The sequence below is a fragment of the Streptomyces sp. NPDC086787 genome (assembly GCF_044745865.1).
In the GTDB taxonomy this organism is placed as follows: Bacteria; Actinomycetota; Actinomycetes; order Streptomycetales; family Streptomycetaceae; genus Streptomyces.
Genome location: NZ_JBIVBC010000009.1, coordinates 270,772 through 294,597, shown reverse-complemented (window position 1 = coordinate 294,597; position 23,826 = coordinate 270,772). Strand labels below are relative to the sequence as shown.

Genomic DNA, 23,826 nt, shown 5'->3' with positions numbered 1-23,826 from the left:
ACGAGGGCGCTCCGGCGCCTTGCGATCGCACGCACCAGCCCCCGCGAGGCCCGCCCTCCGGGCGGACGACGGGAATTGTCAGACACGCCCTAGGCGTAGTCCGGACACGAGGCGTCCGACTGTGTCATCGTCCATCCGTTCCCGAGCACGTGAACACTCATGTGGACCAAAGGCGTACGGGACGCGGTGGGGCGCGGTGTGTCCGTGGCCGCCGGGCCGTACGGCGTGCCCGACACGGTGCACGCCAACTGCATCATGGCCCGGCGGCTCAGGGGAGAGGCGAGCGACGGCAGCCGGACGGAAACGGTGTTCGAACCGGACACTGTCACCTGCGGGGCTTCCGTCAGGCGGGGCAGGTCCGTGGAAGCCGTCGCGGACTCGCGTTCGGTCGGCCCCGCGAACAGCAAGCGCACCACGGGCCCGAAGTCGCCAGGTGTTCGAATGGCGCGGGGGTAGGGCGTCAGTTCACCGTCGCGCAGGAAGAACAGGCGGATCCCGGTGGGCGCCGAGGACTCCGGACCGGGGGAGAACATGCCGCCCGCCGGCTGACCGGCCTGGATGACGCCGGACGGAGGGACACCGCATCCGGCCAGCGTGAGCGCGGCCGCGACGCCGACCAGGAGCGCCGGTACGCGCGACCCCCTCACCGCGCGCTCGCACTGGTGTCGTCGTCGGCGGAGTCGCGGTGCAGGGGGAGTTCGACCGTGAACACCGCACCGCCACCGGGCAGGTTCGCGGCGTTGATGCGTCCTCCGTGCAGACGCACGTTCTCGGCGGTGATGGCCAGCCCCAGCCCGCTGCTCTCACTTCTGGTCCGTGTGGTGCTCGCTTTGTAGAAGCGCTCGAAGATATGAGGCAAGGCGTCCTCCGCGATCCCCGGTCCGTTGTCGGTCACTTCGATGACGGCCCACGCCAGGTTCGCGGGCGTCTGCCGCACGCGGATGACCAGCCGCACCGGCGGCGCCCCGTGCCGCAGCGCGTTGCCGACGAGATTGGCCATCACCACGTCGAGGCGGCGTGGATCCACACGGGCCCGGAGGACGCCCGGTGGGGGCATCTGCGTCTCCACCTGACCGAGCCACCCGCGAGACGCGAGGGTGCGCTGCACGGACTCCGCCAAGTCCATTTCGTCCAGGCTGAGTTCGGCGGCGCCCGCGTCGAAGCGGGAGATCTCCATCAGGTCCTCCACCAGCCCGCTGAGTCGGCTGGTGCCGTCGCTGATGAGCTGCAACGCGTCACCGGTCTCCCGGCCCAGGTGTGTCGCGTTCTCGTCGAGTACGTCGGTGACCGCCGACATCGCCGCCAGTGGCGTCCGCAGTTCATGGGAGACGTCCGCGACGAAGCGGCGTGCCTGGGCCTCCAGACGGCGCAGTTCGGCGACCGACTGCTCCAGCGCGGCAGCGGTGTCGTTGAAGGACCGCGAGAGGTCGGCCAGTTCGTCGGAACCGTTGACGGCCAGCCGTACGTCGAGGTGCCCCTCGGCCATCCGGCGCGTCGCCCGCCGCAGGGCCCGCACGGGCCGCAGTACGCCGCTCGCGGCCAGCAGCGCCAGAACCACGGCGAGGCCCGCTGCCACCAGGGTGGCGTGCTCGATGGCGCTGATCATGGCTGTGACGTAGGCCTGTTCGGTGTTCTGCGGTACCACCAGGTACATCACGAACCCGGAGAGCCTGGGCGTGTCGTCCGCGCTGGACGTGTAGGTGACCGGCATGCCCACAACGAGGTAGGGATGCCCGCCGGCGGTCACCCGCTGGAACACCGCGACCTGGTTGTTCCGCACCGACCGGCGCAGTTCCGGGGTCACCTTGTCGAAGGCGTCACTGGAGGCGTAGGCACGCCGGTTGCCGTACGTCGCCAGTACCTGCCACCCCTGTGACTGGTTGGCGAACAGCACCTGGTTCACGGCCGCCTGCAACTGGACCTGGCCCGGCGCCGGGGGCAAGCCGGAAGCGGCCACGTCGACGCTTGCGCGGAACTGCCGGATGACAGCGTCCTGGCTCTGTTGCAGCACCCCTGTCCGTGCCTCCCGGAACGCGAGGGCTCCGGTGCTCAGGGCGCTGGCCACAGCGACCAGAGTGAAGGCCACCGCCAGACGGAAGCGCAGGCCACGCAGCGCGAGCGGAACCCGCGCCAGGACTCCGCGTGGAAACCGCACCGGCTTCACCGGGTCTCGAAGCGGTAGCCGAAGCCGCGTACGGTCTCGATGTACTGCGGATCCACGCCGAGCTTGCTGCGCAGTCGCTTCACGCAGGCGTCCACGACGCGGACATCGCCGTGGTAGCTGTGCTCCCAGACCGATTCCAGCAGTTGCTGGCGGCTGAACACCTGGCCGGGCGAGGCCGACAGGGTGAGCAGCAGGCGCAGCTCGGAGGGGGCGAGCGCGACGGCTGTACCGCGGTGGGTCACCTGGATGCCTGCCCTGTCGATGACCAGTTCGCCGTGCGTCTCCGCCCTGGGCCGGACGGCATCGGAGGCCGGCGCGTCCTGCCTGCGCAGGACGGCACGTATTCGCGCGTCGAGCACCCGGGCCTGCACGGGCTTGATCACGTAGTCGTCCGCCCCGGCCTCCAGACCGACGACCACATCGATGTCGTCCCCCTTGGCGGTCACGATGATGATCGGCACCTGGTCGCGGTCCCTGGTTCGCCGGCACACGTCGAGACCGGACATGCCGGGCAGCATGAGGTCGAGTACGACGACGTCCGGGTGGAACCTGCGGAGTTGCTCCAGCCCCTCTTCACCCGTCTCGGCGGCGAGTACTTCGTGGCCCTGGTGGCGCAGCCCCAACTGGACGGCCTTACGGACATCTGGGTCGTCTTCGATGATCAGTACTCGTGGCACGTCGGCAGTGTATGCACGTCGCCTTCGCCGGCTGTCCCGAGACTGGAGGCCGTCTCCGCCCGGTGTAGGGGCGGTCCCGGCCCGGTGACGGGCGGTCTGCCGTGGGCTTCGGCCCAAAACGGCGAGAGCCGCCGCCAAACCACTCGTTACTGTCTTGTGACCAATCGGGCCAGGTGCCATCATCTGGCCTGGCCAGCCTGAGTTGCCATGCACTCGGTACGACAGCAGCACTCCGCACCGTCCACCAGCAGCACCACGGCCGCCGGTGGCGGCCCGCGTCGGCCCTCCCACCGCGGCGGCGGCCAGAACCGGCCTTCCCGCCGCCGGGGCCGTCCGCGCCGCCGGGGCTGGAGCCGTCCGGTCGGCGTGCTGGTGGCCGTGGGACTGCTCGGCTCCGTGGCGTACTTCCTGCACGACGGGCGAGGCGAGACGTCCAAGGGCGCGTCGACCGGCACGTCCAACGACACGGTGGACGGCGCGTCGCTCCCTCTGGACACGGCGGACAGCACGTCCATACCCGAACCCACCCCGGGTGCGACGTCGGCGCACGGCAAGTCACCCGCGTCCGCGGGCGGCGCCGCCTTCGTCACCGCCCGTGCCGGTGGAGCGAAGGTCGGCCGGGGCCCGCACCCGCTGCGCTACGTGGTGCAGTTGGAGAAGGGGATCGACATCTCACCGACCCAGGCGGCGAACGAGATCGCCGACATCCTCGCCGCTCCCCGGGGCTGGACCGAGAACCACGACTTCGCCTTCCAACTGGTCGGCGAGGGCCAGCCCCACGACATCAAGGTGGTGATCGCGACACCGAAAACGGCGGACGCGCTGTGCTGGGCGGGCATCCGTCAGGACACCGAAGGCAAGTACAACTGCGAGATTCCCGGCGGAGTGGTGGTGAACCTCAAGCGCTGGGTCGAGGGCTCGCCCAACTTCGACGGTCCGATCCACGGCTACCGGGCGTTGATCATCAACCACGAGATGGGCCACTTCCTGGGCTACACGCACATGGCCTGCCCGGGCCCCGGACTACCGGCGCCCGTGATGATGCAGCAGATCAAGAGTCTGCACGGATGCGTCGCCAACGCCTGGCCCTACGACGACAACGGCAACATCATCGCCGGGCCGCACGTGAACTGAACCGGCACTGCCGCGGCCCGGCACGTCGATGCCGCGGACTGCCGCGTCGCCTTCCCCGTGTTCCCAAGCGTTACGTTCCCAAGTCGTAGTCGAACCCTGCATTCCGGTTATCCTGGCGGCCGCGGCGATCATGGCTCATCCGAGTGTTGCGCCGGCCGCGGAAACGTGTACCGCCGCGACCTCAACTGAAGACTCCTGGGCTGCCGGGGTGGCCGTCGAGTCATGCGCACAAGGAGACCGGGAGAAATGACCGCAGAGCGCAGTCCTCGAAACCTGCCCGCGGACAACGACGGGGCCGCGACTCCCAGTGTCTACCGCCCTGCCGCACCCACTCCGCTCGACGAGATGTGGATAGCCGCCTTCACGGAACACGGTGGCCCCACGCACCGAACAGAGCACGCGACCACGGGAAGGGAACCGGGCCGTACGAAATCGCCGGTCGCCCGCCGGACCCGCGTCGCGCTGCTCGTCGGCGTGAGCGCTGCTGTCCTGACGGTCGCGGTGCTGGTCCTCGGAGACGACAAGCACCACACCGATGCCGGGCTTCCCGCCAACGCCGCGCCCTCACCCGTGCAACTCCCCATCACAGGGGCCGACGGCGGTGCCGGGGCGGGCACGGCGACCGTGTCCTCCCATCCGACCACCGAGGCATCGCCCTCCGCGTCCGCCACCAAGCCGACCAGGACGACCGCGCGGCGCAGCGCGGCGCCCGATGTCTCCAGCAGCCCCGTCGACGTCGCCTACGTGGGCGCTGCGTCGGCACTCTGCCTGGACTCCTCCGACTCGCGGCTGCACCTTGCCAGATGTGACGGCGGATCCCCCCAGTCGTTCGCCCAGGGCAGCGCCCACGAGCTTCGGACCGCCAACGGCCTGTGCGCCGGGGCACCCGGCGGAGACGTCCGTGGAACTCCTGTCGTCGCCGAGGAGTGCGACGGCGGCAAGAACCAGAGCTGGACGGTTCTCGCCGACGGCAGCATTCGTCAGGGCACCCTCTGCCTGGACGCCTTCAACGGCGGCACCGCACCCGGAACACCGATACAGCTGTGGGACTGCGGCGGCGGTGGCAACCAGGCCTGGCGCGCGTCAACCGCCGGTCACTGAGAACGCGCGCCGGCTGAGAACGCCCGTCGGCTGAGGAGGCGTTCCCGTCGCCGGTGTCGCGGGCTCAGCTCCCATGAGGTCGGGCCAGGCCGTGATCGTAGGCGAAGATCACTGCCTGGACGCGGTCGCGGGCGCCGATCTTGGACAGGACGCGCCCGACGTGGGTCTTCACCGTGGATTCCGACAGCACGAAACGTGTGGCGATCTCGCCGTTGGACCAGCCCTTGCCGATGGCGACGAGGATCTCGCGTTCGCGGCCGGTGAGCGCGCCGAGGCGCGGATCCTCGGCAGAGCCGTTGCCGCCGGGTGGCACCAGTCGTGCGAACTCGTGCAGCAGGCGGCGGGTGAGGGCGGGCGCGATCACCGCGTCGCCGACGGCCACGGCACGGATTCCGGCGAGGAGTTCCTCGGGGCGGGCGTCCTTGAGGAGAAAGCCGCTGGCTCCGGCGCGCAGGGCCGCGTAGACGTACTCGTCGACGTCGAAGGTGGTCAGCACGAGGACCCGGGAACGGTCACCGGCGGCGACGATGCGGCGCGTGGCCTCGATGCCGTCCATACCCGGCATGCGTACGTCCATGAGGACGACGTCGGGGCGCAGTTCGGCAGCCTTGCGGACGGCCTCGCTTCCGTGCGCGGCCTCGCCGACCACATCCGTCTCCGGCACGGAGTCGAGCAGCATGCGGAAGCCGTACCGCTGAAGCGGCTGGTCGTCCACGACGAGCACGGTCGTCATCGGGCGCCACCCCGCGGAGCGAGGTCGAGGGTGGCGCGCACCGTCCAGCCGGCACCGGTCGGGCCCGCGCTGACGTGCCCTCCGTAGAGGGTCGCTCGTTCTCGCATGCCCACCAGGCCGTGCTCTTCGTCGTTCGCCGCGCCGGGACGGCCGACCGGTGTGGGCGGGCCGGAGTCCTGGACAGTGATGGTCAGCAGTGTGTCCTCGACGACGATCGCCAGGTTCGCGCGGGCGCCCGCGCCGGCGTGCTTGAGGGTGTTCGTCAGCGCCTCCTGCACGATGCGGTAGACCGTGAGCTGCACCCCGCCGTCGAGGGTGTCGACGTCACCGGCCGTACGGTAGACGACCTCCGGGCCGGCGGCGCGCACCGCCTCGCACAGGGCGCCGATGTCCGCGAGCCCGGGCTGCGGGCTCAGTTCGGGCTTGCCTCGCTCGCCGTCCGCCTCGCGGAGCACGCCGAGCACCCGCCGCAGTTCGCTCAGGGCCTGGCGGCCGGTGTCGCCGATGAGGTGCAGGGCCTCCTCGCCCCGCTCCGGGGCGGCGGCGGTGGCGTAGGCGCCCGCGTCGGCGAGGGTGATGATGACGGACAGGTTGTGGCCGACGATGTCGTGCATCTCGCGGGCCACCCGCGTCCGCTCGGTGGCGACGGCGAGCCTGTCACGCTGGTCGCGTTCGATCTCCAGTCGGGCCGCGCGATCCCGCAGACCGGCCAGCTGAGCCCGCCGGATGCGGATCATCAGGCCGAGCGCGAGGGCCGCGGTCGCCGTGCTGAGCAGGAAGAACAGCGCGTCCCAGACCGAGACCGCCGCTGACAGCCGCGCCGCGACCAGACCGAGCGCCCCCGCTGTCACAGCGCAGGCCCACGGCAGCTGCCGTAGTCGGCCGTGCAGGGTCAGGCTGTACAGGGCGACGAAGAGGGCGACGTCCGCGCGAAGCGCGGCGCCGATCGCCCACTGGAGAACGAACACGGCCGTGACCGCGCCGAAGGCCACCGCGGGTGCCCGGCGTCGCCACAGCAAGGGCAGCACCAGGCCGGCCTGCAGAGCCAGCATCGCCGGCAGGGGCAACCGGGTGAACGCCACTCGGAAGTGGTGCGGTCCGTCACCGTCACCATTGCCGTCGGTCAGGCCGCTCGCGTGCAGCAGGTCGGGAAGACAGAACGCCAGGAGCACCAGCAGCACCACCGCACTGTCCAGTACCCAAGGACGGGCTCGATCGGCGCACCGGAGCCGCTGGCCGGCCCGGCCGAGCCGGGCGACCAGCGGTCCCATCCCGCTGAAGTCTTCGGTGGTCACGGAGGTCACCAGCCCATGATGCGGGTGTCCGCGCTCAGACGTCGCTGCGCAGCAGCCGGTATGCCGCCCCAGCGAGCGCCAGCGCCGTCCAGCCGAGGAAGACCAGGAGTCCGGCAGCGGGGGACAGGGTGGTCGAGTCATGGGTCAAGGCGAAGAACGACTCACCCGCGTGGCTGGGAAGGTAAGGGGCGATGTGACCCTGCCACGAGGTGGGCAGCAGGGAAATCAGCCCCGGTACGAGCATCAGGGCGGCCACGAGCACCGAGATACCGCCGGCCACGGACCGCAGCAGCGCGCCGAGCGCGGTGCCGATCACGCCGACCAGGCCGAGGTAGAGCCCGGCGCCCAGCAGGCTGCGTACGACACCGGCGTGTCCGAGGTCCATGGCGGCGGGCGTGCCGGACACGATCCGGCTGCCGACGAGGAAGGCGACGAGCGCGCCGACGGTGGCGACCACCAGGGCGACCAGTCCGTACACCGCTGCCTTGGACCACAGCACGGGCAGTCGGCGCGGTACGGCTGCGAGGGTCGAGCGGATCATTCCGGTGGAGTACTCGCCCGCCGTGACCAACACACCCAGCACACCGAGGGCGAGCTGGGCGAAGTTCGTGCCGAAGAGGGACAGACTGGCGGCCGTCGCGGTGGCGAAGTCGCGGTCCAGGTGTCGGCCGGAGTCGACGTTCGACTTGTAGTGGCTCGCGGCGATGACGCCGAAGGCGACGAGGAACAGCAGGCCGAGCCCGAGAGTGATCCAGGTGGAGCGCAGGGACCAGAGCTTGGCCCACTCCGAGGCCAGTACGCGCCGCCCGGTCACCCGGTAGGCGGCCCGGGCGGGAGCGGCCGGAGTGGTCTCGGGGGACTCGGGTGTTGCCGTGAGGGTGCTCATGCCGCGCTCCCGGAGGTCTCGATGCCAGTCGTCGAGCCGTGGTACTCGACGGCGTCGCGGGTCAGTTCCATGAACGCCTCCTCCAGCGAAACGGCCTTCGTGGCCAGCTCGAACAGCGGGATCCCGTGTTCGGCCGCCGTCAGCCCTATCTCGCGGGCCGACAACCCGGTCACCCGCAGTTCCTCCGCGCCGACGCGGCCGGCTATCTCGACACCCGGCCCGGCCAGCACGTCCCGCAGCCGCGCGGGGTCGTCCGTCGCGACCGTCACGCTGTCGCCGCCGGCCTCGCGCACCAGGTCCCGCACGGTCGTGTCGGCCAGCAGGCGGCCCCGGCCGACGACGATCAGATGGTCCGCCACCAGCGCCACCTCGCTCATCAGATGCGAGGAGACGAACACCGTGCGCCCCTCGGCGGCGAGGGAGGTGAGCAGGTTGCGGATCCAGAGAACGCCCTCGGGGTCCAGCCCGTTGACCGGCTCGTCCAGCATCACGGTCTGCGGATCGCCGAGCATGGCAGCCGCGATGCCGAGCCGCTGGCCCATGCCGAGGGAGAAGGCACCCGCCCGCTTCTTCGCGACGCTGCCGAGACCGGCGAGTTCGACGACCTCGTCGACCCGGCGGCGCGGAATCCCGTGGGTCAGCGCGAGCGTACGGAGGTGGTTGTACGCCGAGCGGCCCGGGTGGATCGACTTCGCCTCCAGCAAGGCTCCGACTTCCTGCAACGGTGCCTGGTGACGGGCGTAGCGGCGGCCGTTCACCGTGACGGAGCCACTCGTCGGCGCGTCGAGTCCGACGATCATGCGCATCGTCGTGGACTTGCCCGCCCCGTTGGGGCCGAGGAACCCGGTCACCGTCCCCGGCCGCACGGTGAAGTCCAGACCGTCGACGGCGGTCTTCTCCCCGTACCTCTTGGTGAGCTGCTGTGACTCGATCATTCGCGCTCTCTCTTTCGGACTCCGGCGCCCGAGATCGCCTGACGCCTCCTCCGCCACGCTAAGTCCGTGATCCGCTCGATCCGGTGGTACCGGCGACCGAAGCTCGCAGGGCAGGTGGTACCGGGGTACTACGAATCAGCGCAGGTCACCTGGGGCGATGGTGGGGCTGCCCGGCCGACCCGATCCGCGGAGCCGTCGACCGACACCCCGTCGAACGCCAGGGTCAGCCACGGACCTCCTTCTCGTCGGCCCGCCTGCGGCCGCGGTACAGCTCGGCGGCAAGCGGCAGCAGCGACACCAGAACGATCAGCGCGACCAGCGGCAGCAGATAGCGGTCCACGTTCGGGATCGAGGAGCCCAGCGCATAGCCCGCCAGGGTCAGGCCGACGCTCCACACCAGACCACCGACAACCTGCCACACGGTGAACACCCGGACGGGCACCCCCAGGGCCCCGGCCAGCGGATTGAGCACGGTCCGCACCACCGGCACGAACCTGGCCAGGACGATGGCCTTGGCGTGCCCGTAGCGGTCGAGCAGTTCCTCGGCACTCTTCGCGCCCTCGCGCAGCCGCGCGGAGCGGCTGCGCGCCAGCAGCGCACCGCCCGCCCGGCGCCCGATCAGATAGCCGCACTGGGCGCCGGCCAGCGCCCCCACCGCGGCGGCGACCAGCAGTGGCCCCAGCGACAGCCGTACGCCGTGCTGCCCGGTGCCGGTGCACAGCAGGCCCGCTGTGAACAGCAGGGAGTCGCCCGGCAGGAAGAAGCCGATCAGCAGTCCCGTCTCGGCGAACATGACCACGCCCACTCCCAGCACGCCGAAGGCGGCAAGGAGCGACTGCGCGTCGAGTGGGTTCACCGCGAGCTGCGTGGACAGAACCACGGGTGTGTTCATCGGCAGGAGTCCTTTCCGGACGGAAGGCCGGACGCACGGCACCCGGCATGCGCGGCACCCAACGGTCTACAATCGCGTAGACGGTCTACGGAACTGTAGACGATCGCGGGGGGAGTAGTGAGGATCCCCCGCGCGCTCCACGTCCACCCGTGGGCCGGGCGCGCACGACGCCGTCATAGCCGAAAGCCGCGGTGGTGCCGCGTCGCGCGGGAGGCCTGCCCCGCGGGGCGAGCGACTGCGGAGTGCCCGTGACGACAGGGCAGTGGTCCCGGGCGTTCGCAGCGGCTCACCGGCTCAGGTGAGCCAGGATCCCGCCGTTCACCGGGTAGGGGTGTTCCCGTGGCAGGAGTTGCCGTGCGGCGTCCAGGTCTCCGGCCTGAACGTGCGCGTGGATCGTGTGGGCGAGTGGGGTGACGTCGGTGATGGAGGTGGTCCACTCGTCGGCGTAGCGCCGCGAGGCTTCGCCGGCGAGGCCGAGTTGGAGCGACCGGTAGGAAAGCGGCTGAAGGTGCAGATCGCGTTCGGGGTCCCACTGCACCCGGGCCGGTGCCTGCTTCAACTGGCGCTTCCACGAGGCGTGGTCGGTGTGGAGCCCCTGCTCGTAGTGGGACAGGCAGGCGTGTTCCAGGGCCCACTCGAAGCCCTCGCGGGAGATCTCGACGGCGAGGACGGTCTCCTGCCCCTCTTTGGTGCCCCAGCCGCAGCGGTACATCATCCACAGGAACGACGGCTTGATCCATGTCATCCGGTCCCGTTGCCACGTCACCGGGAAACGGCCCTCCCGGGCGGCCGGCAGCCCGATCCCCGGTGTGTACGCCTGGTAGACGGTGACCGTCGAGTCCGTGTGCAGCGCTCTGATCCGGTGTTTGGGTTCTGTCATGGGGACCAGGGTGGGCGCACCGTTTCGCGCGCGCCAACGAATTACCTCCTGGCCGGGTGCTTCCTGGGTGCCGTGTACCCGGAAACGCGCGGGCCTGGTTCCGGTCCTGCCGAGCGACGAACCTCGTGGCATGGCTGCCGCGCTCGCCGGCCCTGTACGGAAGGACGGAAAATCCCCATGAACAAAGGAACGACCAGCGCCACGGTTCTCGAACAAATCCGGCGCCACCCACTCGGTGAGCGGCGGATTCTGTTCAAGGGGGCCACCATCGTCACCATGGATCCCGCCATCGGCGTCATCGATCGCGGAGACCTTCTCGTGGAAGGCGACACGATCACCTGTGTCGGGCCTGGCCTCAACGCCGGCGACGCCGTTGTCGTCGACGCCACCGGCACCATCCTCGCGCCCGGCTTCGTGGACACCCACCGGCACGCCTGGCAGGCTCAGTTGCGCCGGATCATGCCGGACGTCGACGACCTCGGCCGCTACGTCGCGGACGCGCTGATCGGCTACGCCACCGTCTACCGGCCCGAGGACATGTACACCGGTACCAGGCTGGCCGCCCTGACCGCGATCGACAGCGGCATCACGACCATGCTCGACTTCTCCCACAACTCCCGCAGCCCCGAGCACTCCGACGCCGCGGTCGAGGCCCTGCGCGACACAGGCATCCGCGGTGTCCACGCATCCATGGGCCCCCACTTCGGTACCTGGGACCAGCAGTGGCCCGGCGACCTCGCCCGCATCAAGGACCGGTACTTCAGCAGCTCCGACCAGCTGCTCACGCTGCGCCTGGGGTCCCTGGCCACCGGCGAGATCGCCGGACCGGCCCTCGCCTACGGTCCCGAACTCGCCCGTGTCGCCGCCGATCTGGACATCGCGGTGAGTGTCGACGCCGTCTTCGGCACGTCCTCTTCCGAAGCCATCCTGCGCTGGGCCGACGACGGGATCCTCGGAGCCGACGTCACTCTCATCCACGCCACCGGACTCACCCCGGACGCGTGGAAGGTGATGGGGGACACCGGAGCCACCGTGTCGCTGGCTCCCACGTCCGACGCCCAGATCGGTCTGGAGACCGCGATCCCCGCCGTCGACGAGGCGCTGGCCGCCGGCATCCGCCCCGGTCTGAGCATCGACGTCGAAGTCGCCCTGGCCGGGGACATGTTCACGCAGATGCGGACCCTGCACGCCATTCAGCGGATGCGCGCGGTCAACACCGTCCACGGCACCGACCGGCAGCCACAACGCATCGACACCCACGACGTGCTGGACTTCGCCACGGTCCAGGGTGCCCGCACCAACGGCCTGGACGGCACGACCGGTTCACTCACCCCCGGCAAGAAGGCCGACCTGCTGGTCGTCCAGGCCGAAGACCTCAACAACATGCCCCTCAACGACCCGATCGGCACCCTCGTCCTGGGCGCCGACGCCCGCAACATCAGCGCAGTCCTCATCAACGGCGAACCACGCAAGTGGAACGGCCAGGTCCTCGACGTCGACCTGCCCGCCCTGCGGCACGAAGTCCACGCCTCACGCGCATACGTCCTCGACGCGTCCGCCAGGGCCTGAGCGGCGTCGGGCCGCGATCCGGCAACAGGTAGCGGCGGGACGTGTCGGCGGAAGGCGTCGGATCCTGTGTCTGTGTCGACAGTGTCGATACGGTCGACATTGGCATCCGCATAGGCAGGAGTCAATATAGAGGTAGGTCGAAACAAGCTGATCTGCCGGTGGTCGGCCAGGAGATGGCCGTTCGAGGTCTCAGCGGGTGGCTGCCGGTGAATGCCTACAGCGCCTGTGCCAGGGCCGCACCGACGAACGCGGCACCGAGCCCGGCCACCACGCTGGCGACCACGTTGGCAGCGGCGAAGAACCGCGCCCCGCTCTCGGCCAGGCGCAACGTCTCGTAGGAAAAAGTGGAGTACGTGGTCAGCGCCCCGCAGAAGCCGGTCCCCAGCAGCACTTGCAGGGAGCGGGGGGCGGCACCGAAGGTGACCGCACCGGACAGCAGTCCGAGGACCAGGCAGCCGATGACGTTGACGGCGAACGTTCCCCAGGGGAAGACCGTGTCGTGGCGGGCCTGAACGGAGCGGTCGGTCAGATAGCGCAACGGCGCGCCCACCACTGCGCCGGCCACCACCAGCAGCCAGTTCACTGGGCCTCCTCCTTGGTCTCGCGGCGCCCGACGTAGCGGATGACCTCGCACTTGTCGAGGATCACCAGGCCCTCGGTGACGAGTTCGTCGAGCTGGGGCAGGAACGCGCGGATGCGGGCCTCCTCGTCGGCGATGACGATCGCGACCGGCAGGTCCTCGCTCAGCGACAGCAGGCGGCTGGTGTGGATCAGAGAGGAGGCGCCGAAGCCCTCGATGCCCTTGAAGACACTCGCGCCGGCCAGCCCGGCCTGGTGGGCCCGGTGGACGATCTCACTGTAGAGCGGCTTGTGGTGGAAGGTGTCGCAGTCGCCGACGAGGATCGTCACGCGGAGTGCGGAGCCGTGCAGCTGCGTCATGTCGTCCTCCAGGAGATCAGACGGCGGGTCGCCGTGGCCGCCAGCCAGACTGCCGTGAGTGCGGCAAGCAGCGTCGCGGCGAGGTAGGCCAGACCGGTGCGCGCATGGCCGCTCTGCACCAGGGTCTGAATGTCGACGGCATACGTGGAAAACGTGGTGAAGCCCCCCAGCACACCGGTGCCGAAGAACGGGCGCACCAGCCTGTGCGCGGCCCACACCTCGGTGATGATGACCATGAAGACGCCGATCACCGCACATCCGACCGTGTTGACCAGCAAGGTGGTCCACGGGAAAGCACCGGGAGCGGTGGGCCACAGCAGGGAGGCCCCGTAACGGGCGGCCGCGCCGATCGCGCCGCCGAGCGCGACGACCGTCAGGACCGATGCCTGGCCGCGCCCGAGCTCGCGACGCCGGGCGGGCACCGACAGGTCCACATCCGGGTCGATCGGCTCGGTGGCCTGGTCACGAGGGGTTGTCACACACATCTCCTACTCGCCGGGCACCCGCACACACGGGTGCGCACCATCGCAAGTAGGGACTGTTGGCGGCACCGATGCCGCGGTTCGGGTACGGCGAGCCCCACCGCCGTGCGGCGACCGTGTGCGGGCCGCCGTCGTCTCCAGAATACCGGCACGCTCCCGCCGGCGACGCATGAGGCACCCCAGCGCGTCGGGAACACCCGCGAGACCCGTCGGGAGTCATGCGGCCGACTCCCGGTCGTCGGAGTAGATCACCAGTGTCTGTTCCGGCTGTTCGGCCAGGTGGAAGGCGGTGTAGTTGAAGTCGATCACTCCGTGTCCCGGTCGCCGCAGCCGTTTCCGTCCGCCGTGCCGAGGCTGCACGTCGTACTGCGGCCACCAGGCACGCACTTCGGGGCTGCCCTCGTGCAACTCGTCGACCAGCCGGGCGTATCGCGGGTCGCCGAGGTGGCGCCCGGACAGCGTCCTCAGCCGGCCCAGCAGGCCGCGTGCCTCGGGCTCCCAGTCGACCAGAACGTCTCGGGCCACAAGATCGAGGAACACCCAGCGGGCGAAGTTCGGCGGCCGGTCCGCAGCCGCGGTGAGGCGCGGGAACAGCTCGTCGGCCGCCTGGTTGTGGCTGAGCACGTCGTAGTTGCCGCCGATGATGTACGCCGGATTCGGCTGGAGCAGGAGCGGGACGGCTGCCACCTCGGCGGCGAGCGGCTCGAGTTCCTCGGTTTCGGCCGCGGCCGCATGACCGGCGAGATGAAAAAGGTGACCGCGCTCGTACCGATCGAGTTGCAGCGCCGAGGCCAGGGCATCGAGCACCTGGTCCGAGGTGCGGATGTTCCGGCCCTGCTCAAGGTACGTGTACCAGGTGGCGCTGATTCCGGCGAGCAGCGCGAGTTCCTCCCGGCGCAGGCCCGGGGTCCGCCGTCGGCCGGTGCGGGGCAGCCCGACCTGGTCAGGGGTGATCCGCTCTCTGCGGCTGCGAAGGAAGGCGCCCAGCTCACGGGGCTGGTTCGGCTGCGTCTGCATGGTGGATGGTACCTCTGGTTCCAGAATAAACGCATTCTGGATACCAGGCTAAAGACCCCACAGACTGGATCCCGACGGTAATGCGGAAGGAAGAGGAAGACATGGTGTCGGGAATCGACGGCAAGGTCGTGGCGATCACAGGAGCCAGCAGCGGCATCGGCGAGGCGACCGCGCTGCTGCTGGCCGAGCGAGGCGCGCGGCTCGTCCTGGGGGCGCGCCGGTCCGAGCGCCTCGCGGAGCTGGTGGCGCGGATCGAGAAGTCGGGTGGCGCGGCCGTGCAGATCCGCACGGACGTGACGCGACGGGAGGACCTGCACGCCCTCGTCGCGCTGGCCGCAGAGCGATTCGGCCGGCTCGACGTGCTGGTCAGCAACGCGGGGGTCGGCACCATCTCGCCTCTGGACGACCTTCGGGTCGACGAGTGGGACCACATGGTCGACGTCAACGTAAAGGGTGTGCTGCACGGAATCGGCGCCGCGCTGCCCGTCTTCCGGGCCCAGGGCGCGGGCCACTTCGTCACCGTCGCCTCCACTGCCGCGTTTCGCATCGTGCCGACCATGGCGGTCTACGCCGGTACGAAGTTCGCGGTCCGCGCCATCTGCGAAGGCTTGCGACAGGAGGCCGGCGATTCCCTGCGGGTGACCACCGTCTCGCCCGGCGCGGTAGGCACCGACTTCGCCGAGGCATCAACGAATCCGCAGGTCCGCGCACAGATCACGGAGATGCGGGACCGGATAGCGATCCCGCCGGACGCGATCGCCCAGGCCATCGCGTTCGCGATCGAGCAGCCCGCGACCGTCGACGTGAACGAGATCGTCGTCCGGCCCACCGCCCAGACCTGACCCCGCCGAGGGTCGGACCGGCGGTGACGCTGCCGACAGGGGCTGCCGGCCCCGGAGACCCGCCTTGTTTCAATGCGTTCGTGTACGGAGTGCTGTGGCCCCGGACCGCCACGCTCCCAGCAGTCGCGCCGCCAGGCGGCTTTCGAGGTGGGCGGTCGCGTGGATGCCGAACACGACGTCGGCCTCCAACTGCGGTTCGCTCTCCAGTAGGCCCGCGACGACCTCATGGCGTACCACCTGTTCGTGTACGGCATCCGCCTCGACGTGTTCCGCGTAGAACCGCACGGCGGCCGGGCCGGCACCGACGCGGCGCAGCGCCTCGGCGAGTCGGCGCGAGGCGGGGGACGAGGCCACCTCGACGGAGGCGAAGTGACCGACCAGTGCTCCTCGCAGTGCGCGGTGGAGACCGAGGAGGGACATCAGATTGACCGTGGCCACCGCCTCGGTCGGTGTTGCGTCGACATAGTGCCCGTACGCCGTGTCCAGGTCCAGGTCGGTCATGAGGTCGGCGAACAACTGGGCGTGGATGTCCTCCGCCCGGCCGGCCCCGAACTCGTCGAACTCCACGGCGACCATGCCGGCCTTGGCCCGCCCGTGCAGCCGCGGGATGACCCAGGCGTGCGGGTCCGCCTCCTTGAGGTGATAGAGCGAACGCATCGCCGCGTACTCGCGGAACTGTTCGATGGTGCCGGTGTCGCGGAGGAAGTGCGAGACGCCGCACTCGTCGCCGTCGACCGGTTCGAGCTGCAGTTCGTTCAGAGCCTGCTCGGCCGTCTCTCCCTCGTCGGTCGGCATGTCCGTGCGCAGGACAGCGAGGAAGCGGTCCTCCAGTGCGTTGCGGAGGGCGAGGAGTTGGGTGTCCCACTCCATTTCGTCGGGCACCTCGGCGTAGCCCTGGTAGTGGAGTTCGTAGAGCATGTAGAGAGCCAGTTGCAGGTCCTCGTCGTATGCGGAGGACGCTGTGGGCAGTGGCGGGACCTTCAGTACCTCCCCTCTCAGCGCGGCAAGGACGGCGGACGACAACGGGCCGCGTGGCTCGGGCAGTGTCGAAGGAAGCCATGGGGTCCTGCCACGGTGACGGCCGGCCGTCATGTCTCCTCCTGCTCTTCCTCTTCCTCTTTCCCGCACTTTGCCACTGCCGTTCCGTCGTGGCCGGGCCGCTTCACGCGCCGGCGGTGGCTGGTGTCGCACCACGGGAAGATCCGGCTGCGACGGCAGGTACAGATGGCGACGGTGAAGCGATCGGAGACCGTCACCTCACCGTGCTCTCCCACCACTTCCACCGGACCTTCCACGAGCAGGGGACCGTCTCGCTGGACACGGATGCGGCGAGGCCGCTCAGGTGTGTTCGGCACGGATCACCACCAGTTCCTCTGTCGTGCTCTCGGTCACCAGTCCGCACTCGCGCAGCCAGGTGAGCCGCGAGCGCAGTACATGGCCGAAGGGCAGGTGGGCCCGGTCGACGATCTCCGCGCGCAGGCCCGCCCGGGCGAGGCGGTCCAGGGTGATGTCGACACCGCACAGGTGCGAGTGGACGAGGAGGAGAGTTCCCGCCGTCCGCAGGAGCCGTGGTGCGGCGTCGCAGATGCGGTCGAGCAGCAGTCGGCCGTCCGATCCGGCATCCCAGGCCAGAGCCCGGCCCCGCGGCGGGGGCGGGCTCGGGGCGGGTACGTAGGGCGGGTTGGCGACCACGAGGTCGAAGCGGCGGCCGGGCACGGCGGACGTCAGGTCACCGTGGCGTATGCGCACGGTCTGGCCGTTGAGCAGGGCGTTGCACCAGGCGGCGGCCAGCGCCCGCCAGGAGATGTCCACTGCGGTGACCCGGCCGCCCAGCCGGGCCGCCTCCACCGCGAGCACTCCGCTGCCGGTGCACAGGTCCAGGACGTCGGATCCGCTCGCGAGGCCCTCACGGCGCATCGCCCGCCGCAGAAGATGTGAGTCCGTCTGCGGCGGGTACACGCCTCGGGGAATCCAGCAGCGGAACCGGGGCGGACCGGCGAGAGAATCAATCGTCATCGCGCTGTCCTCGTCTCCGGACATGCTGTCCGGACGTGCTGTTCCTGGTGATGCCACGCCGGAGATGAACCGGCGACGTCCCACGAGTACCCCCGGGCAGCGCACATAACAACGGCCACTGCCGTATGCCGCCACCACCGCACCGCACAGTCACCGCACAGCCATGCGTTCCCATCGCGCTGTGGGGTACTCGGTCCGTCACACACGCGCCGGGCGGCTGGTCCCGGCGTCGAGCTGACGAGGAGGAATGCATGAGCACGGTCAAGGAAGCCGTCGATGTCGAGGTACCGATCCGCGTGGCGTACGGCCAGTGGACGCAGTTCGCGGAGTTTCCCGCCTTCATGGAAGGCGTCGAGGAGGTCAGGCAGCTGGACGACCGGCACAATCACTGGACCACCAGCATCGGCGGGGTGCGACGCGAGTTCGACACGGAGATCGTCGACCAACTGCCCGACGACAGGATCACCTGGCGGTCCGTGGCAGGCGACACCCAGCAGCGCGGTTCCGTACGGTTCGAGCAGATCGACGACACGCACACACGCGTGGAACTCACGATGGAGATCGAGCCCACCGGCGTCGTCGAGAAGGGCGCGGACGCGCTGGGCGTGATCGACCGGCGGGTCAAGGGCGACCTGCGCCGATTCAAGGACTACGTCGAGACCAACGGCGGCAGCACGGGCTGGCGCGGCCGCATCCGGCCCGGAGACGCCGGCTCGCCGCTCTGACGGGACGCGAATGGCGACATGGGGCCGGCCCGAGCCACTCGGGCCGGCCTGCGTCATCTTCCGGCTCGTTTCGTCCGAAACCCAAGCGGGGACCCGATACAGACAGTGACACAGACAGCAAGGTGGAAGAGTGGTGCCCGATGACCTTTCAGCACCCCGCAGACCGGGGCGGCGACCAGCGCCAGAGGTTCGAACGTCTGGCGGGGAGTGCGTCGAGGTTCACCAGCTCCCCCCTGTTCTTCGCGTTCTGCCTGGCACTGGTCGGATGCATGGTGATTGTCCATTTCCTCCATCTGGGCACGGAGTGGCAGGTGTTCGTCGGGGACTGCATGACGGCCGTGACACTTCTCCTGCTCGCGCTGCTGAAGAACTCGGAACTCCGCGCCGAGCGCGCCGTCCAGCGCAAGCTGGACGCCATCGCCGCCGCGCTGCTCGAGGCGCAGGAGGGCGAACCGGGCAAGGCGCACGAGGACCTCAGGGCCGCCATCCGGATGGAAGAGGAGATCTGAGGGCCCTCGGTTGGGGGCGCACGCCGCACGGGTAGGTTGTCGGGGTGCACGAAACAGGGAGGGCCGTGAGGCGGGCGTACGGCGGCCTGCTGTGCGCCATGTCCTCCCTGATGCTCGGTGGCACCAGCCATGTCCTGGCAGGTGCCCGGCTTCCGGGGATCGGCTGGCTCGCGGCGGCGTTCGCGGTGCTGGCGGCGATCGGGGCGGGACTGTCCGGTCCGCGGCGCCGCTTCGATGTCACCGTGCTCACGATGGGCGCCGCCCAGTTCGTCCTGCACATCGTCCTTCACTATGCCTCGATGCCCGTGATGGCACCTTCCGCGGCGCCGGGCTCGATGGGCGTGCACATGGACATGAGCGGCATGGACCCGCACATGGACATGGGCGGCCACGACGGAGGCCAGTCGATGCCCGCGGGTATGACCGTGGCGCACGGGCTGGCCGCTCTGGGAGTCTCCGTCTGCCTCGTCCACGGGGAACGAGTGCTCAGGCGGCTTGCTGCCCTCGTCGTCCCGACCTTGTTGTTCTGGGTCGCTCCGGTCCTGGTGCCGGTGTCGCGGCCGCGCCTGCGCCCGCGCGGCGCGCTGGTCGTGCCGATTCCGCATGGCGTCGTGCTCGCGCGCTGCCGACCGCGGCGCGGTCCTCCCGGGCCGGCTCCGGCCTGACCTGATCTCTCGCATCGCTCGTGCACGGCAGCGGAACGCGCCGTGCGGCGATGACGTGTGTGCGCTCCTACGGGGGCGGGCTCGGGCCGGTGTTCGCGCCACTCCGCCGTCCGGCGGTGTTCACCAGACCTCGCCCACGCGCCACACCCAGCCTGTGCTGAACCCAGCCTGTGCTGACTGGCGCACCCCGGGAGTTCTCGCATGTCCGCGATACCTGAAGAACCGCACCAGTCCACACCCGACGATTCGCTCCCGCCCACGGCGACCGCGACATCGACCTCGGCCTCGACATCGGCTTCGACTTCGACCGAAGAAGCCCCCACGCCGACACCCGCCGAGGACAGCGGCTCGTCCCGGTCCCGTCAGGGTGTGTGGGCGCTGCTTCGGCGACTGCACTTCTACGCGGGCGTATTCGTCGCCCCGTTCCTCTTCCTCGCTGCCCTGACCGGACTCGCCTACACGCTCACCCCGCAACTCGACCAACTCGTCTACGGCGACAAGCTGCACGTGGCGAGAGTGGTCGGGCAGCCGCACCCACTGGCGGACCAGGTCGCGGCCGCCCGCGCCGCCTACTCCGAAGGCTCGCTCGCCTACGTCGTCACCCCGCCCACGGCCGAGGACACCACCCGGGTGGTGCTGAACGTCCCGGGGCTGGAGAACGACAGGCAGCGCACGGTCTTCGTCGACCCCTACACGAACGAGGTCAAGGGCGACCTGACCACCTGGTTCGACGAGACCCCGCTGACGACCTGGTTCGATGACCTGCACCGCAACCTGCACCTGGGCGAGACCGGCCGCCTGTACTCGGAAGTGGCGGCCAGCTGGCTGTGGGTTCTCGTCCTCGGCGGCCTGGCACTGTGGCTGGGCCGTGCCCGCGGGCAGCGCGCCAGGACCATGCGCGGGGTGCTCGTCCCGGATCGTTCCGCACGCGGCGTCCGACGCACCCGCAGCTGGCACGCCGTCACCGGCGTGTGGCTGTCCGTCGGCCTGCTCGGACTGAGCGCGACCGGGCTGACCTGGTCCCACTACGCCGGAGAGCGCTTCGGCTCACTCCTCGACGCCGTCCACGCGCACGCTCCCGCGCTGGACACCTCACTGGATTCGAAGGAGCCGAACGGTGGCTCCGCGAAAGCCGGTGGAGAGCACACGGGGCACGGCACGGCGCATGAAGCCGGTCACGGCGAGGCGTCCGGCTTCGACGTCTCCCTGGCCGCGGCCAGGGACGCCGGTCTCGGCGGCTCGCTGACCCTCACGCCGCCCGCCGAGCCGGGCAACGCGTGGTCGGTGGCCCAGGACGACCGGGTGTGGCCGGTCCACCTCGACCAGATGGCCGTGGACACGCGCACCGGCGACGTCACCGCGCACAACAAGTGGTCGGACTACCCGCTGCTGGCCAAGCTCTCCAAGCTCGGTGTCGCGGCACACATGGGGGTCCTGTTCGGCATCGCCAACCAGATCGCGCTGGCCCTCGTCGCCATCGGCCTCATCCTCGGCCTGACGTGGGGCTACCGCATGTGGTGGCTGCGCCGTCCGACCCGCGGCGACCGCCGCGCCGCGTTCGGCAGGGCTCCGGCGCGCGGTGTGTGGCGTCAGCTCCCGCTGCCCGTTCTCCTCCTGGGGATCCCGGCCACCATCGCCCTGGGCTGGGCCCTTCCGGTGCTGGGAGTCACCCTGCTCGGCTTCCTGGTCATGGACGTGCTGACCGGGGTCGTACAGCGGCGCCGACACGCCTGAAACGAGCCGGGGACGGCGTGCCACCGTGCGTCCTCCCCGGCACCGGACAACGCGGGCGCTGGTGGCGGGTGAGGGAAGGGCGGCTGACCCGAGTCCGTGCCCGCTCGCCGGAATCCCGGGCAACTCCCGCGCGCTTCTGTGAACTTGACCCGTCCGCCAGTAGCATCCGACCGGCCAGACACCTGCTGCCCGAGCAGCCGCCCTCGAAGGGGTCTCCTGGATGCGTTCGACCTCCCGCGTCGCCCCCGCCGTTCTCGCCGTCGCCGCTGTCCTGTTCGGCGTCCTCCCCGCTCAGGCCCAGGCCCACCCCGACCGTGCCCCCGACCGGATCACGGTCGGCGACCGCACCTTTATCGCCGACGGCCAGGGCCGAGCGCTCCAGTGGCGCGGCTTCAACCTCGCCGACAAGAGCAGCCGAGGCGCCAACGCGTTCGCCGACATCCACGAGAGCGACCTCAAGGACATGGCCGCGCGGGGCTTCAACCTCGCGCGCCTCGCGTTCTTCTGGGACGACCTCGAACCCGTCCCCGGTCACTACGACCGCGGCTACCTCACCAAGATGCGCCGCATCCTCGACTGGGCCGACCGCTACCACGTCAAGGTCGTCCTCGACGCCCACCAGGACGTGTACGGACCCCACTTCGGCTCCCGCGGTGCCCCCGACTGGGCCACCCGCGACGAGGGGTTGCCGTTCACGCCGATACCCGAGGACTGGTTCTCCGAGTACTTCGAGCCGTCCGTACAGACCGCCTTCGACCACCTGTACAAGGACGCCGACCTCCGCGCCGCGCACGCTCGCATGTGGATGACGGTCGCCGCGGCTCTGGGCAGGCACCCGGCGCTGCTCGGCTACGACCTGATGAACGAGCCCTTCGCGAAGTTCCTCGAAGGTGAAGACCTCCCCGCCGCCGCGGCCCGCTTCGAGGCCACCGAACTCACCGAGCTGTGGAACCGCCTTGCCCGGGCGATCCGCCTGGTCGACCGCAGGTCGTGGGTCTTCGTCGAACCCACCGTCATCGTCGGCGTCGGCGTCCCCACCCGGATGGGCCACATCGACGACCCGCACGCCGGCTACGCGCCGCACTTCTACGAGACCGCGATGGAAACCGGCGCCGACTACGACCCCGACGGCACCTTCATCCCCGCCTACGAGGCCGCGATCAGCGACTACCCGACCCGCAACCACATGCCGGTGATCGTGGGGGAGTGGGGCGGCAACCCCTACGTTCCGCACGCGGGTCAGTTCGTCACCGACATGACAGCCTCCATGGACCGGTTCTCCAGCGGCTGGACGTGGTGGCAGTGGTGCCGGGGCGGCGGCTACTGCTTCCTCGACGAGACGGGCGCCCCGAAACCCAATGCCCAACTGCTCGTCCAGCCCTACGCGCGGGCCGTCGCGGGCGACCCGCTCAGGTTCGCGTACGACCCGGCTGCGCGCACCTACACGCTCACCTTCCGCACCCGCGACAACGCAGAGGGGCCCACCAGGATCACGGTGCCCAAGGACGCCTACCCGGACGGCTACCGCGTCGATGTCCAAGGCCACAAGGCTCGTTGGAACGACCACGGCCAGTCCGTGACCGTGAGCACCCACGGCAGGGCCGGAGCCACCTACACGGTCACCATCAGCCCGAAGTGACCCCCCGGGGGACGTGCGGTCCCACCTGCCATGATCAGGCGTTGGGTGGTGCGAAGAGCGCCTGGACGGTCTCGGTGGCCAGGTCGCGCAGCCACGTGTGGGCGCGGTCGTCGTCGTAGCGCTGGTGCCACAGCAGGTACAAGGGGACGTCGGGCAACGGGAGCGGCAGCGGCAGTGTGAGCAGGCCGAGTTGGTCCCGGGCCGCGCGGGTGACCGCATCGGGAAGGGTGACCACCAGGTCGCTGCCGAGCGCGAGTTGTAGCGCGAAGGCGGCGGTGGGCCCGGCGGCGACGACGCGTCGTTCGAGGCCGCGCGTGGTCAGGGCGTCGTCGATCGGGTCGCGCAAGCTTCCGCGCCGCGAAACGGTGAGGTGTTGGGCGGCCGCGTAACGCTCAGGGCTCAGCGGGCCCTCGGCCAGCGGGTGGCCCGGCCGGACGGCGACGACCAGCCGGTCCCTGCCGAGGAGGCGGCGGCGGATGTCGGGGAGTGCCGGCTCACTGGAGCCGGATGCGAGATCGACCTCACCCCGGCGCAACTCGGCGTCGTCCGACCCGGGTTCGGCGGACAGGCGCAGCCGGACGCCGGGGGCCTGACGGTGGACTGCCGTGGTCAGGGCGGTGCCGCAGGCAGTGGTCAGGGCGTCGTGCCAGCGCACGGTGAACACCCGGTCCAGAGCTGCCAGATCGAGTTCCTGCTGCGCGGACAGAAGGCGGTGGGCCTGCTGCACGAGGGCGTGGACCGGGGCGTGCATGGCCAGCGCGCGGGTGGTGGGAACCATGCTGCGGCCGGTGCGGACCAGGATCTGGTCGCCGGTGGCCTTGCGGATACGCCCCAGGGAGCGGCTCATCGCCGGTGCGGTGACGTGAAGGCGGGCCGCGGCACCGGCGACGCTGCCCTCTTCCAGCAGCGCGTCCAGGGCCGTGAGCAGATTCAGATCCAGTTGCATGAAAGTAACTCTACAAGTGAAAAGAATTCACTTGTCGCAGGTCAGA

General features: G+C 70.2%; 26 protein-coding genes. 9 read left to right on the top strand and 17 right to left on the bottom strand.

What is annotated here, in order from left to right; translation table 11 throughout:
* Window positions 1-89: 89 nt before the first annotated feature.
* The 3 genes from ACIPK3_RS22880 to ACIPK3_RS22870 are packed head-to-tail and all read right to left on the bottom strand — an operon-like array spanning window position 90 to window position 2,841.
* Window positions 90-647 carry a hypothetical protein gene (locus tag ACIPK3_RS22880; RefSeq protein ID WP_402572300.1) on the bottom strand — a complete coding sequence of 186 codons (558 nt, stop codon included), beginning with the start codon at window positions 645-647 and terminating at the stop codon, window positions 90-92.
* Window positions 644-2,155 (bottom strand): ATP-binding protein, encoded by a 1,512-nt coding sequence (locus ACIPK3_RS22875; RefSeq protein WP_402572298.1) that lies wholly within the window; start codon window positions 2,153-2,155, stop codon window positions 644-646. The genes ACIPK3_RS22880 and ACIPK3_RS22875 overlap by 4 nt, the downstream gene beginning before the upstream one ends.
* A gap of 5 nt (window positions 2,156-2,160) precedes the next feature.
* Complete coding sequence (locus tag ACIPK3_RS22870; RefSeq protein ID WP_402572296.1) at window positions 2,161-2,841, bottom strand: response regulator; 681 nt, start codon at window positions 2,839-2,841, stop codon at window positions 2,161-2,163.
* A gap of 207 nt (window positions 2,842-3,048) precedes the next feature.
* Here ACIPK3_RS22870 and ACIPK3_RS22865 point away from each other — a divergent pair, with 207 nt between their 5' ends.
* Together ACIPK3_RS22865 and ACIPK3_RS22860 are read left to right on the top strand one after the other, a co-directional pair.
* Entirely contained in the window at window positions 3,049-3,975 is a 927-nt protein-coding gene (locus ACIPK3_RS22865; protein ID WP_402572294.1) for a DUF3152 domain-containing protein, read from the top strand.
* 246 nt (window positions 3,976-4,221) lie between these two features.
* Complete coding sequence (locus tag ACIPK3_RS22860; RefSeq protein ID WP_402572293.1) at window positions 4,222-5,076, top strand: ricin-type beta-trefoil lectin domain protein; 855 nt, start codon at window positions 4,222-4,224, stop codon at window positions 5,074-5,076.
* Between the two features lie 64 nt (window positions 5,077-5,140).
* On the opposite strand, the gene ACIPK3_RS22855 is transcribed toward ACIPK3_RS22860, so the two are convergent.
* The 6 genes from ACIPK3_RS22855 to ACIPK3_RS22830 all read right to left on the bottom strand — a co-directional run bounded on the left by ACIPK3_RS22855 (window position 5,141) and on the right by ACIPK3_RS22830 (window position 10,697).
* Complete coding sequence (locus tag ACIPK3_RS22855; RefSeq protein ID WP_402572291.1) at window positions 5,141-5,809, bottom strand: response regulator; 669 nt, start codon at window positions 5,807-5,809, stop codon at window positions 5,141-5,143.
* On the bottom strand, window positions 5,806-7,080 hold the full coding sequence (locus ACIPK3_RS22850; RefSeq protein ID WP_402572334.1) for a histidine kinase: 1,275 nt from the start codon (window positions 7,078-7,080) through the stop codon (window positions 5,806-5,808). Before ACIPK3_RS22850 ends, ACIPK3_RS22855 begins: the two co-directional genes overlap by 4 nt.
* A 58-nt stretch (window positions 7,081-7,138) precedes the next feature.
* On the bottom strand, window positions 7,139-7,990 hold the full coding sequence (locus ACIPK3_RS22845; protein WP_402572290.1) for an ABC transporter permease: 852 nt from the start codon (window positions 7,988-7,990) through the stop codon (window positions 7,139-7,141).
* Window positions 7,987-8,925, bottom strand: a complete 939-nt coding sequence (locus ACIPK3_RS22840) for an ATP-binding cassette domain-containing protein (protein WP_402572288.1) — start codon at window positions 8,923-8,925, stop codon at window positions 7,987-7,989. The genes ACIPK3_RS22845 and ACIPK3_RS22840 overlap by 4 nt, the downstream gene beginning before the upstream one ends.
* A gap of 223 nt (window positions 8,926-9,148) precedes the next feature.
* Window positions 9,149-9,817 carry a DedA family protein gene (locus ACIPK3_RS22835; protein ID WP_402572286.1) on the bottom strand — a complete coding sequence of 223 codons (669 nt, stop codon included), beginning with the start codon at window positions 9,815-9,817 and terminating at the stop codon, window positions 9,149-9,151.
* A 286-nt stretch (window positions 9,818-10,103) separates the two neighbouring features.
* Window positions 10,104-10,697: a DUF4291 domain-containing protein gene (locus ACIPK3_RS22830; RefSeq protein WP_402572285.1), complete on the bottom strand. Its 594-nt coding sequence runs from the start codon at window positions 10,695-10,697 to the stop codon at window positions 10,104-10,106.
* Between the two features lie 177 nt (window positions 10,698-10,874).
* On the opposite strand from ACIPK3_RS22830, the gene ACIPK3_RS22825 reads away from it, so the two are divergent.
* Window positions 10,875-12,266: an amidohydrolase family protein gene (locus ACIPK3_RS22825; RefSeq protein ID WP_402572284.1), complete on the top strand. Its 1,392-nt coding sequence runs from the start codon at window positions 10,875-10,877 to the stop codon at window positions 12,264-12,266.
* Window positions 12,267-12,480: 214 nt separating this feature from the next.
* On the opposite strand, the gene crcB (ACIPK3_RS22820) is transcribed toward ACIPK3_RS22825, so the two are convergent.
* The 4 genes from crcB (ACIPK3_RS22820) to ACIPK3_RS22805 form a co-directional block, all read right to left on the bottom strand.
* Window positions 12,481-12,849 (bottom strand): fluoride efflux transporter CrcB, encoded by a 369-nt coding sequence (gene crcB / locus ACIPK3_RS22820; protein WP_402572282.1) that lies wholly within the window; start codon window positions 12,847-12,849, stop codon window positions 12,481-12,483.
* On the bottom strand, window positions 12,846-13,205 hold the full coding sequence (locus ACIPK3_RS22815; protein ID WP_402572280.1) for a DUF190 domain-containing protein: 360 nt from the start codon (window positions 13,203-13,205) through the stop codon (window positions 12,846-12,848). The genes crcB (ACIPK3_RS22820) and ACIPK3_RS22815 overlap by 4 nt, the downstream gene beginning before the upstream one ends.
* On the bottom strand, window positions 13,202-13,684 hold the full coding sequence (crcB, locus tag ACIPK3_RS22810) for a fluoride efflux transporter CrcB (RefSeq protein ID WP_402572279.1): 483 nt from the start codon (window positions 13,682-13,684) through the stop codon (window positions 13,202-13,204). The genes ACIPK3_RS22815 and crcB (ACIPK3_RS22810) overlap by 4 nt, the downstream gene beginning before the upstream one ends.
* A 219-nt stretch (window positions 13,685-13,903) precedes the next feature.
* The gene (locus ACIPK3_RS22805) at window positions 13,904-14,704 is read right to left on the bottom strand and encodes a helix-turn-helix transcriptional regulator (RefSeq protein ID WP_402572278.1); all 801 of its coding nucleotides are present in this window, start codon (window positions 14,702-14,704) and stop codon (window positions 13,904-13,906) included.
* A gap of 104 nt (window positions 14,705-14,808) precedes the next feature.
* Here ACIPK3_RS22805 and ACIPK3_RS22800 point away from each other — a divergent pair, with 104 nt between their 5' ends.
* On the top strand, window positions 14,809-15,546 hold the full coding sequence (locus ACIPK3_RS22800) for an SDR family oxidoreductase (RefSeq protein ID WP_402572332.1): 738 nt from the start codon (window positions 14,809-14,811) through the stop codon (window positions 15,544-15,546).
* Window positions 15,547-15,615: 69 nt separating this feature from the next.
* On the opposite strand, the gene ACIPK3_RS22795 is transcribed toward ACIPK3_RS22800, so the two are convergent.
* The 3 genes from ACIPK3_RS22795 to ACIPK3_RS22785 are packed head-to-tail and all read right to left on the bottom strand — an operon-like array spanning window position 15,616 to window position 17,562.
* Window positions 15,616-16,638 (bottom strand): iron-containing redox enzyme family protein, encoded by a 1,023-nt coding sequence (locus ACIPK3_RS22795; protein ID WP_402572276.1) that lies wholly within the window; start codon window positions 16,636-16,638, stop codon window positions 15,616-15,618.
* Window positions 16,635-16,901 carry a CDGSH iron-sulfur domain-containing protein gene (locus ACIPK3_RS22790; protein ID WP_402572274.1) on the bottom strand — a complete coding sequence of 89 codons (267 nt, stop codon included), beginning with the start codon at window positions 16,899-16,901 and terminating at the stop codon, window positions 16,635-16,637. The genes ACIPK3_RS22795 and ACIPK3_RS22790 overlap by 4 nt, the downstream gene beginning before the upstream one ends.
* Window positions 16,885-17,562, bottom strand: a complete 678-nt coding sequence (locus ACIPK3_RS22785; RefSeq protein ID WP_402572272.1) for a HemK2/MTQ2 family protein methyltransferase — start codon at window positions 17,560-17,562, stop codon at window positions 16,885-16,887. The genes ACIPK3_RS22790 and ACIPK3_RS22785 overlap by 17 nt, the downstream gene beginning before the upstream one ends.
* Window positions 17,563-17,813: 251 nt before the next feature.
* Between ACIPK3_RS22785 and ACIPK3_RS22780 the strand changes: the two genes are divergently transcribed.
* The 5 genes from ACIPK3_RS22780 (at window position 17,814) to ACIPK3_RS22760 (ending at window position 22,834) form a co-directional block, all read left to right on the top strand.
* The gene (locus ACIPK3_RS22780; protein WP_402572270.1) at window positions 17,814-18,287 is read left to right on the top strand and encodes an SRPBCC family protein; all 474 of its coding nucleotides are present in this window, start codon (window positions 17,814-17,816) and stop codon (window positions 18,285-18,287) included.
* 140 nt (window positions 18,288-18,427) lie between these two features.
* A complete protein-coding gene (locus ACIPK3_RS22775; protein ID WP_402572268.1) occupies window positions 18,428-18,796 on the top strand; it encodes a low affinity iron permease family protein in 369 nt (122 codons plus the stop codon).
* 65 nt (window positions 18,797-18,861) lie between these two features.
* Window positions 18,862-19,461 carry a hypothetical protein gene (locus tag ACIPK3_RS22770; protein ID WP_402572266.1) on the top strand — a complete coding sequence of 200 codons (600 nt, stop codon included), beginning with the start codon at window positions 18,862-18,864 and terminating at the stop codon, window positions 19,459-19,461.
* A gap of 201 nt (window positions 19,462-19,662) precedes the next feature.
* A complete protein-coding gene (locus tag ACIPK3_RS22765; protein ID WP_402572264.1) occupies window positions 19,663-21,195 on the top strand; it encodes a PepSY-associated TM helix domain-containing protein in 1,533 nt (510 codons plus the stop codon).
* A 220-nt stretch (window positions 21,196-21,415) separates the two neighbouring features.
* Complete coding sequence (locus tag ACIPK3_RS22760; RefSeq protein WP_402572263.1) at window positions 21,416-22,834, top strand: cellulase family glycosylhydrolase; 1,419 nt, start codon at window positions 21,416-21,418, stop codon at window positions 22,832-22,834.
* 34 nt (window positions 22,835-22,868) lie between these two features.
* Here ACIPK3_RS22760 and ACIPK3_RS22755 read toward each other — a convergent pair whose 3' ends face one another.
* Entirely contained in the window at window positions 22,869-23,780 is a 912-nt protein-coding gene (locus ACIPK3_RS22755; protein WP_402572261.1) for a LysR family transcriptional regulator, read from the bottom strand.
* Window positions 23,781-23,826 lie beyond the last annotated feature (46 nt).

What these genes read in the sequence shown, in the direction of transcription:
- ACIPK3_RS22845 (WP_402572290.1), bottom strand. Translation starts at nt 7,990, where the DNA reads ATGAGCACCCTCACGGCAACACCCGAGTCCCCCGAGACCACTCCGGCC.
- ACIPK3_RS22850 (WP_402572334.1), bottom strand. Translation starts at nt 7,080, where the DNA reads ATGGGACCGCTGGTCGCCCGGCTCGGCCGGGCCGGCCAGCGGCTCCGG.
- ACIPK3_RS22775 (WP_402572268.1), top strand. Translation starts at nt 18,428, where the DNA reads ATGACCTTTCAGCACCCCGCAGACCGGGGCGGCGACCAGCGCCAGAGG.
- ACIPK3_RS22855 (WP_402572291.1), bottom strand. Translation starts at nt 5,809, where the DNA reads ATGACGACCGTGCTCGTCGTGGACGACCAGCCGCTTCAGCGGTACGGC.
- ACIPK3_RS22785 (WP_402572272.1), bottom strand. Translation starts at nt 17,562, where the DNA reads ATGACGATTGATTCTCTCGCCGGTCCGCCCCGGTTCCGCTGCTGGATT.
- ACIPK3_RS22840 (WP_402572288.1), bottom strand. Translation starts at nt 8,925, where the DNA reads ATGATCGAGTCACAGCAGCTCACCAAGAGGTACGGGGAGAAGACCGCC.
- ACIPK3_RS22760 (WP_402572263.1), top strand. Translation starts at nt 21,416, where the DNA reads ATGCGTTCGACCTCCCGCGTCGCCCCCGCCGTTCTCGCCGTCGCCGCT.
- ACIPK3_RS22835 (WP_402572286.1), bottom strand. Translation starts at nt 9,817, where the DNA reads ATGAACACACCCGTGGTTCTGTCCACGCAGCTCGCGGTGAACCCACTC.
- ACIPK3_RS22795 (WP_402572276.1), bottom strand. Translation starts at nt 16,638, where the DNA reads ATGACGGCCGGCCGTCACCGTGGCAGGACCCCATGGCTTCCTTCGACA.
- ACIPK3_RS22860 (WP_402572293.1), top strand. Translation starts at nt 4,222, where the DNA reads ATGACCGCAGAGCGCAGTCCTCGAAACCTGCCCGCGGACAACGACGGG.
- ACIPK3_RS22830 (WP_402572285.1), bottom strand. Translation starts at nt 10,697, where the DNA reads ATGACAGAACCCAAACACCGGATCAGAGCGCTGCACACGGACTCGACG.
- ACIPK3_RS22825 (WP_402572284.1), top strand. Translation starts at nt 10,875, where the DNA reads ATGAACAAAGGAACGACCAGCGCCACGGTTCTCGAACAAATCCGGCGC.
- ACIPK3_RS22755 (WP_402572261.1), bottom strand. Translation starts at nt 23,780, where the DNA reads ATGCAACTGGATCTGAATCTGCTCACGGCCCTGGACGCGCTGCTGGAA.
- ACIPK3_RS22815 (WP_402572280.1), bottom strand. Translation starts at nt 13,205, where the DNA reads ATGACGCAGCTGCACGGCTCCGCACTCCGCGTGACGATCCTCGTCGGC.
- ACIPK3_RS22865 (WP_402572294.1), top strand. Translation starts at nt 3,049, where the DNA reads ATGCACTCGGTACGACAGCAGCACTCCGCACCGTCCACCAGCAGCACC.
- ACIPK3_RS22765 (WP_402572264.1), top strand. Translation starts at nt 19,663, where the DNA reads ATGTCCGCGATACCTGAAGAACCGCACCAGTCCACACCCGACGATTCG.
- ACIPK3_RS22805 (WP_402572278.1), bottom strand. Translation starts at nt 14,704, where the DNA reads ATGCAGACGCAGCCGAACCAGCCCCGTGAGCTGGGCGCCTTCCTTCGC.
- ACIPK3_RS22780 (WP_402572270.1), top strand. Translation starts at nt 17,814, where the DNA reads ATGAGCACGGTCAAGGAAGCCGTCGATGTCGAGGTACCGATCCGCGTG.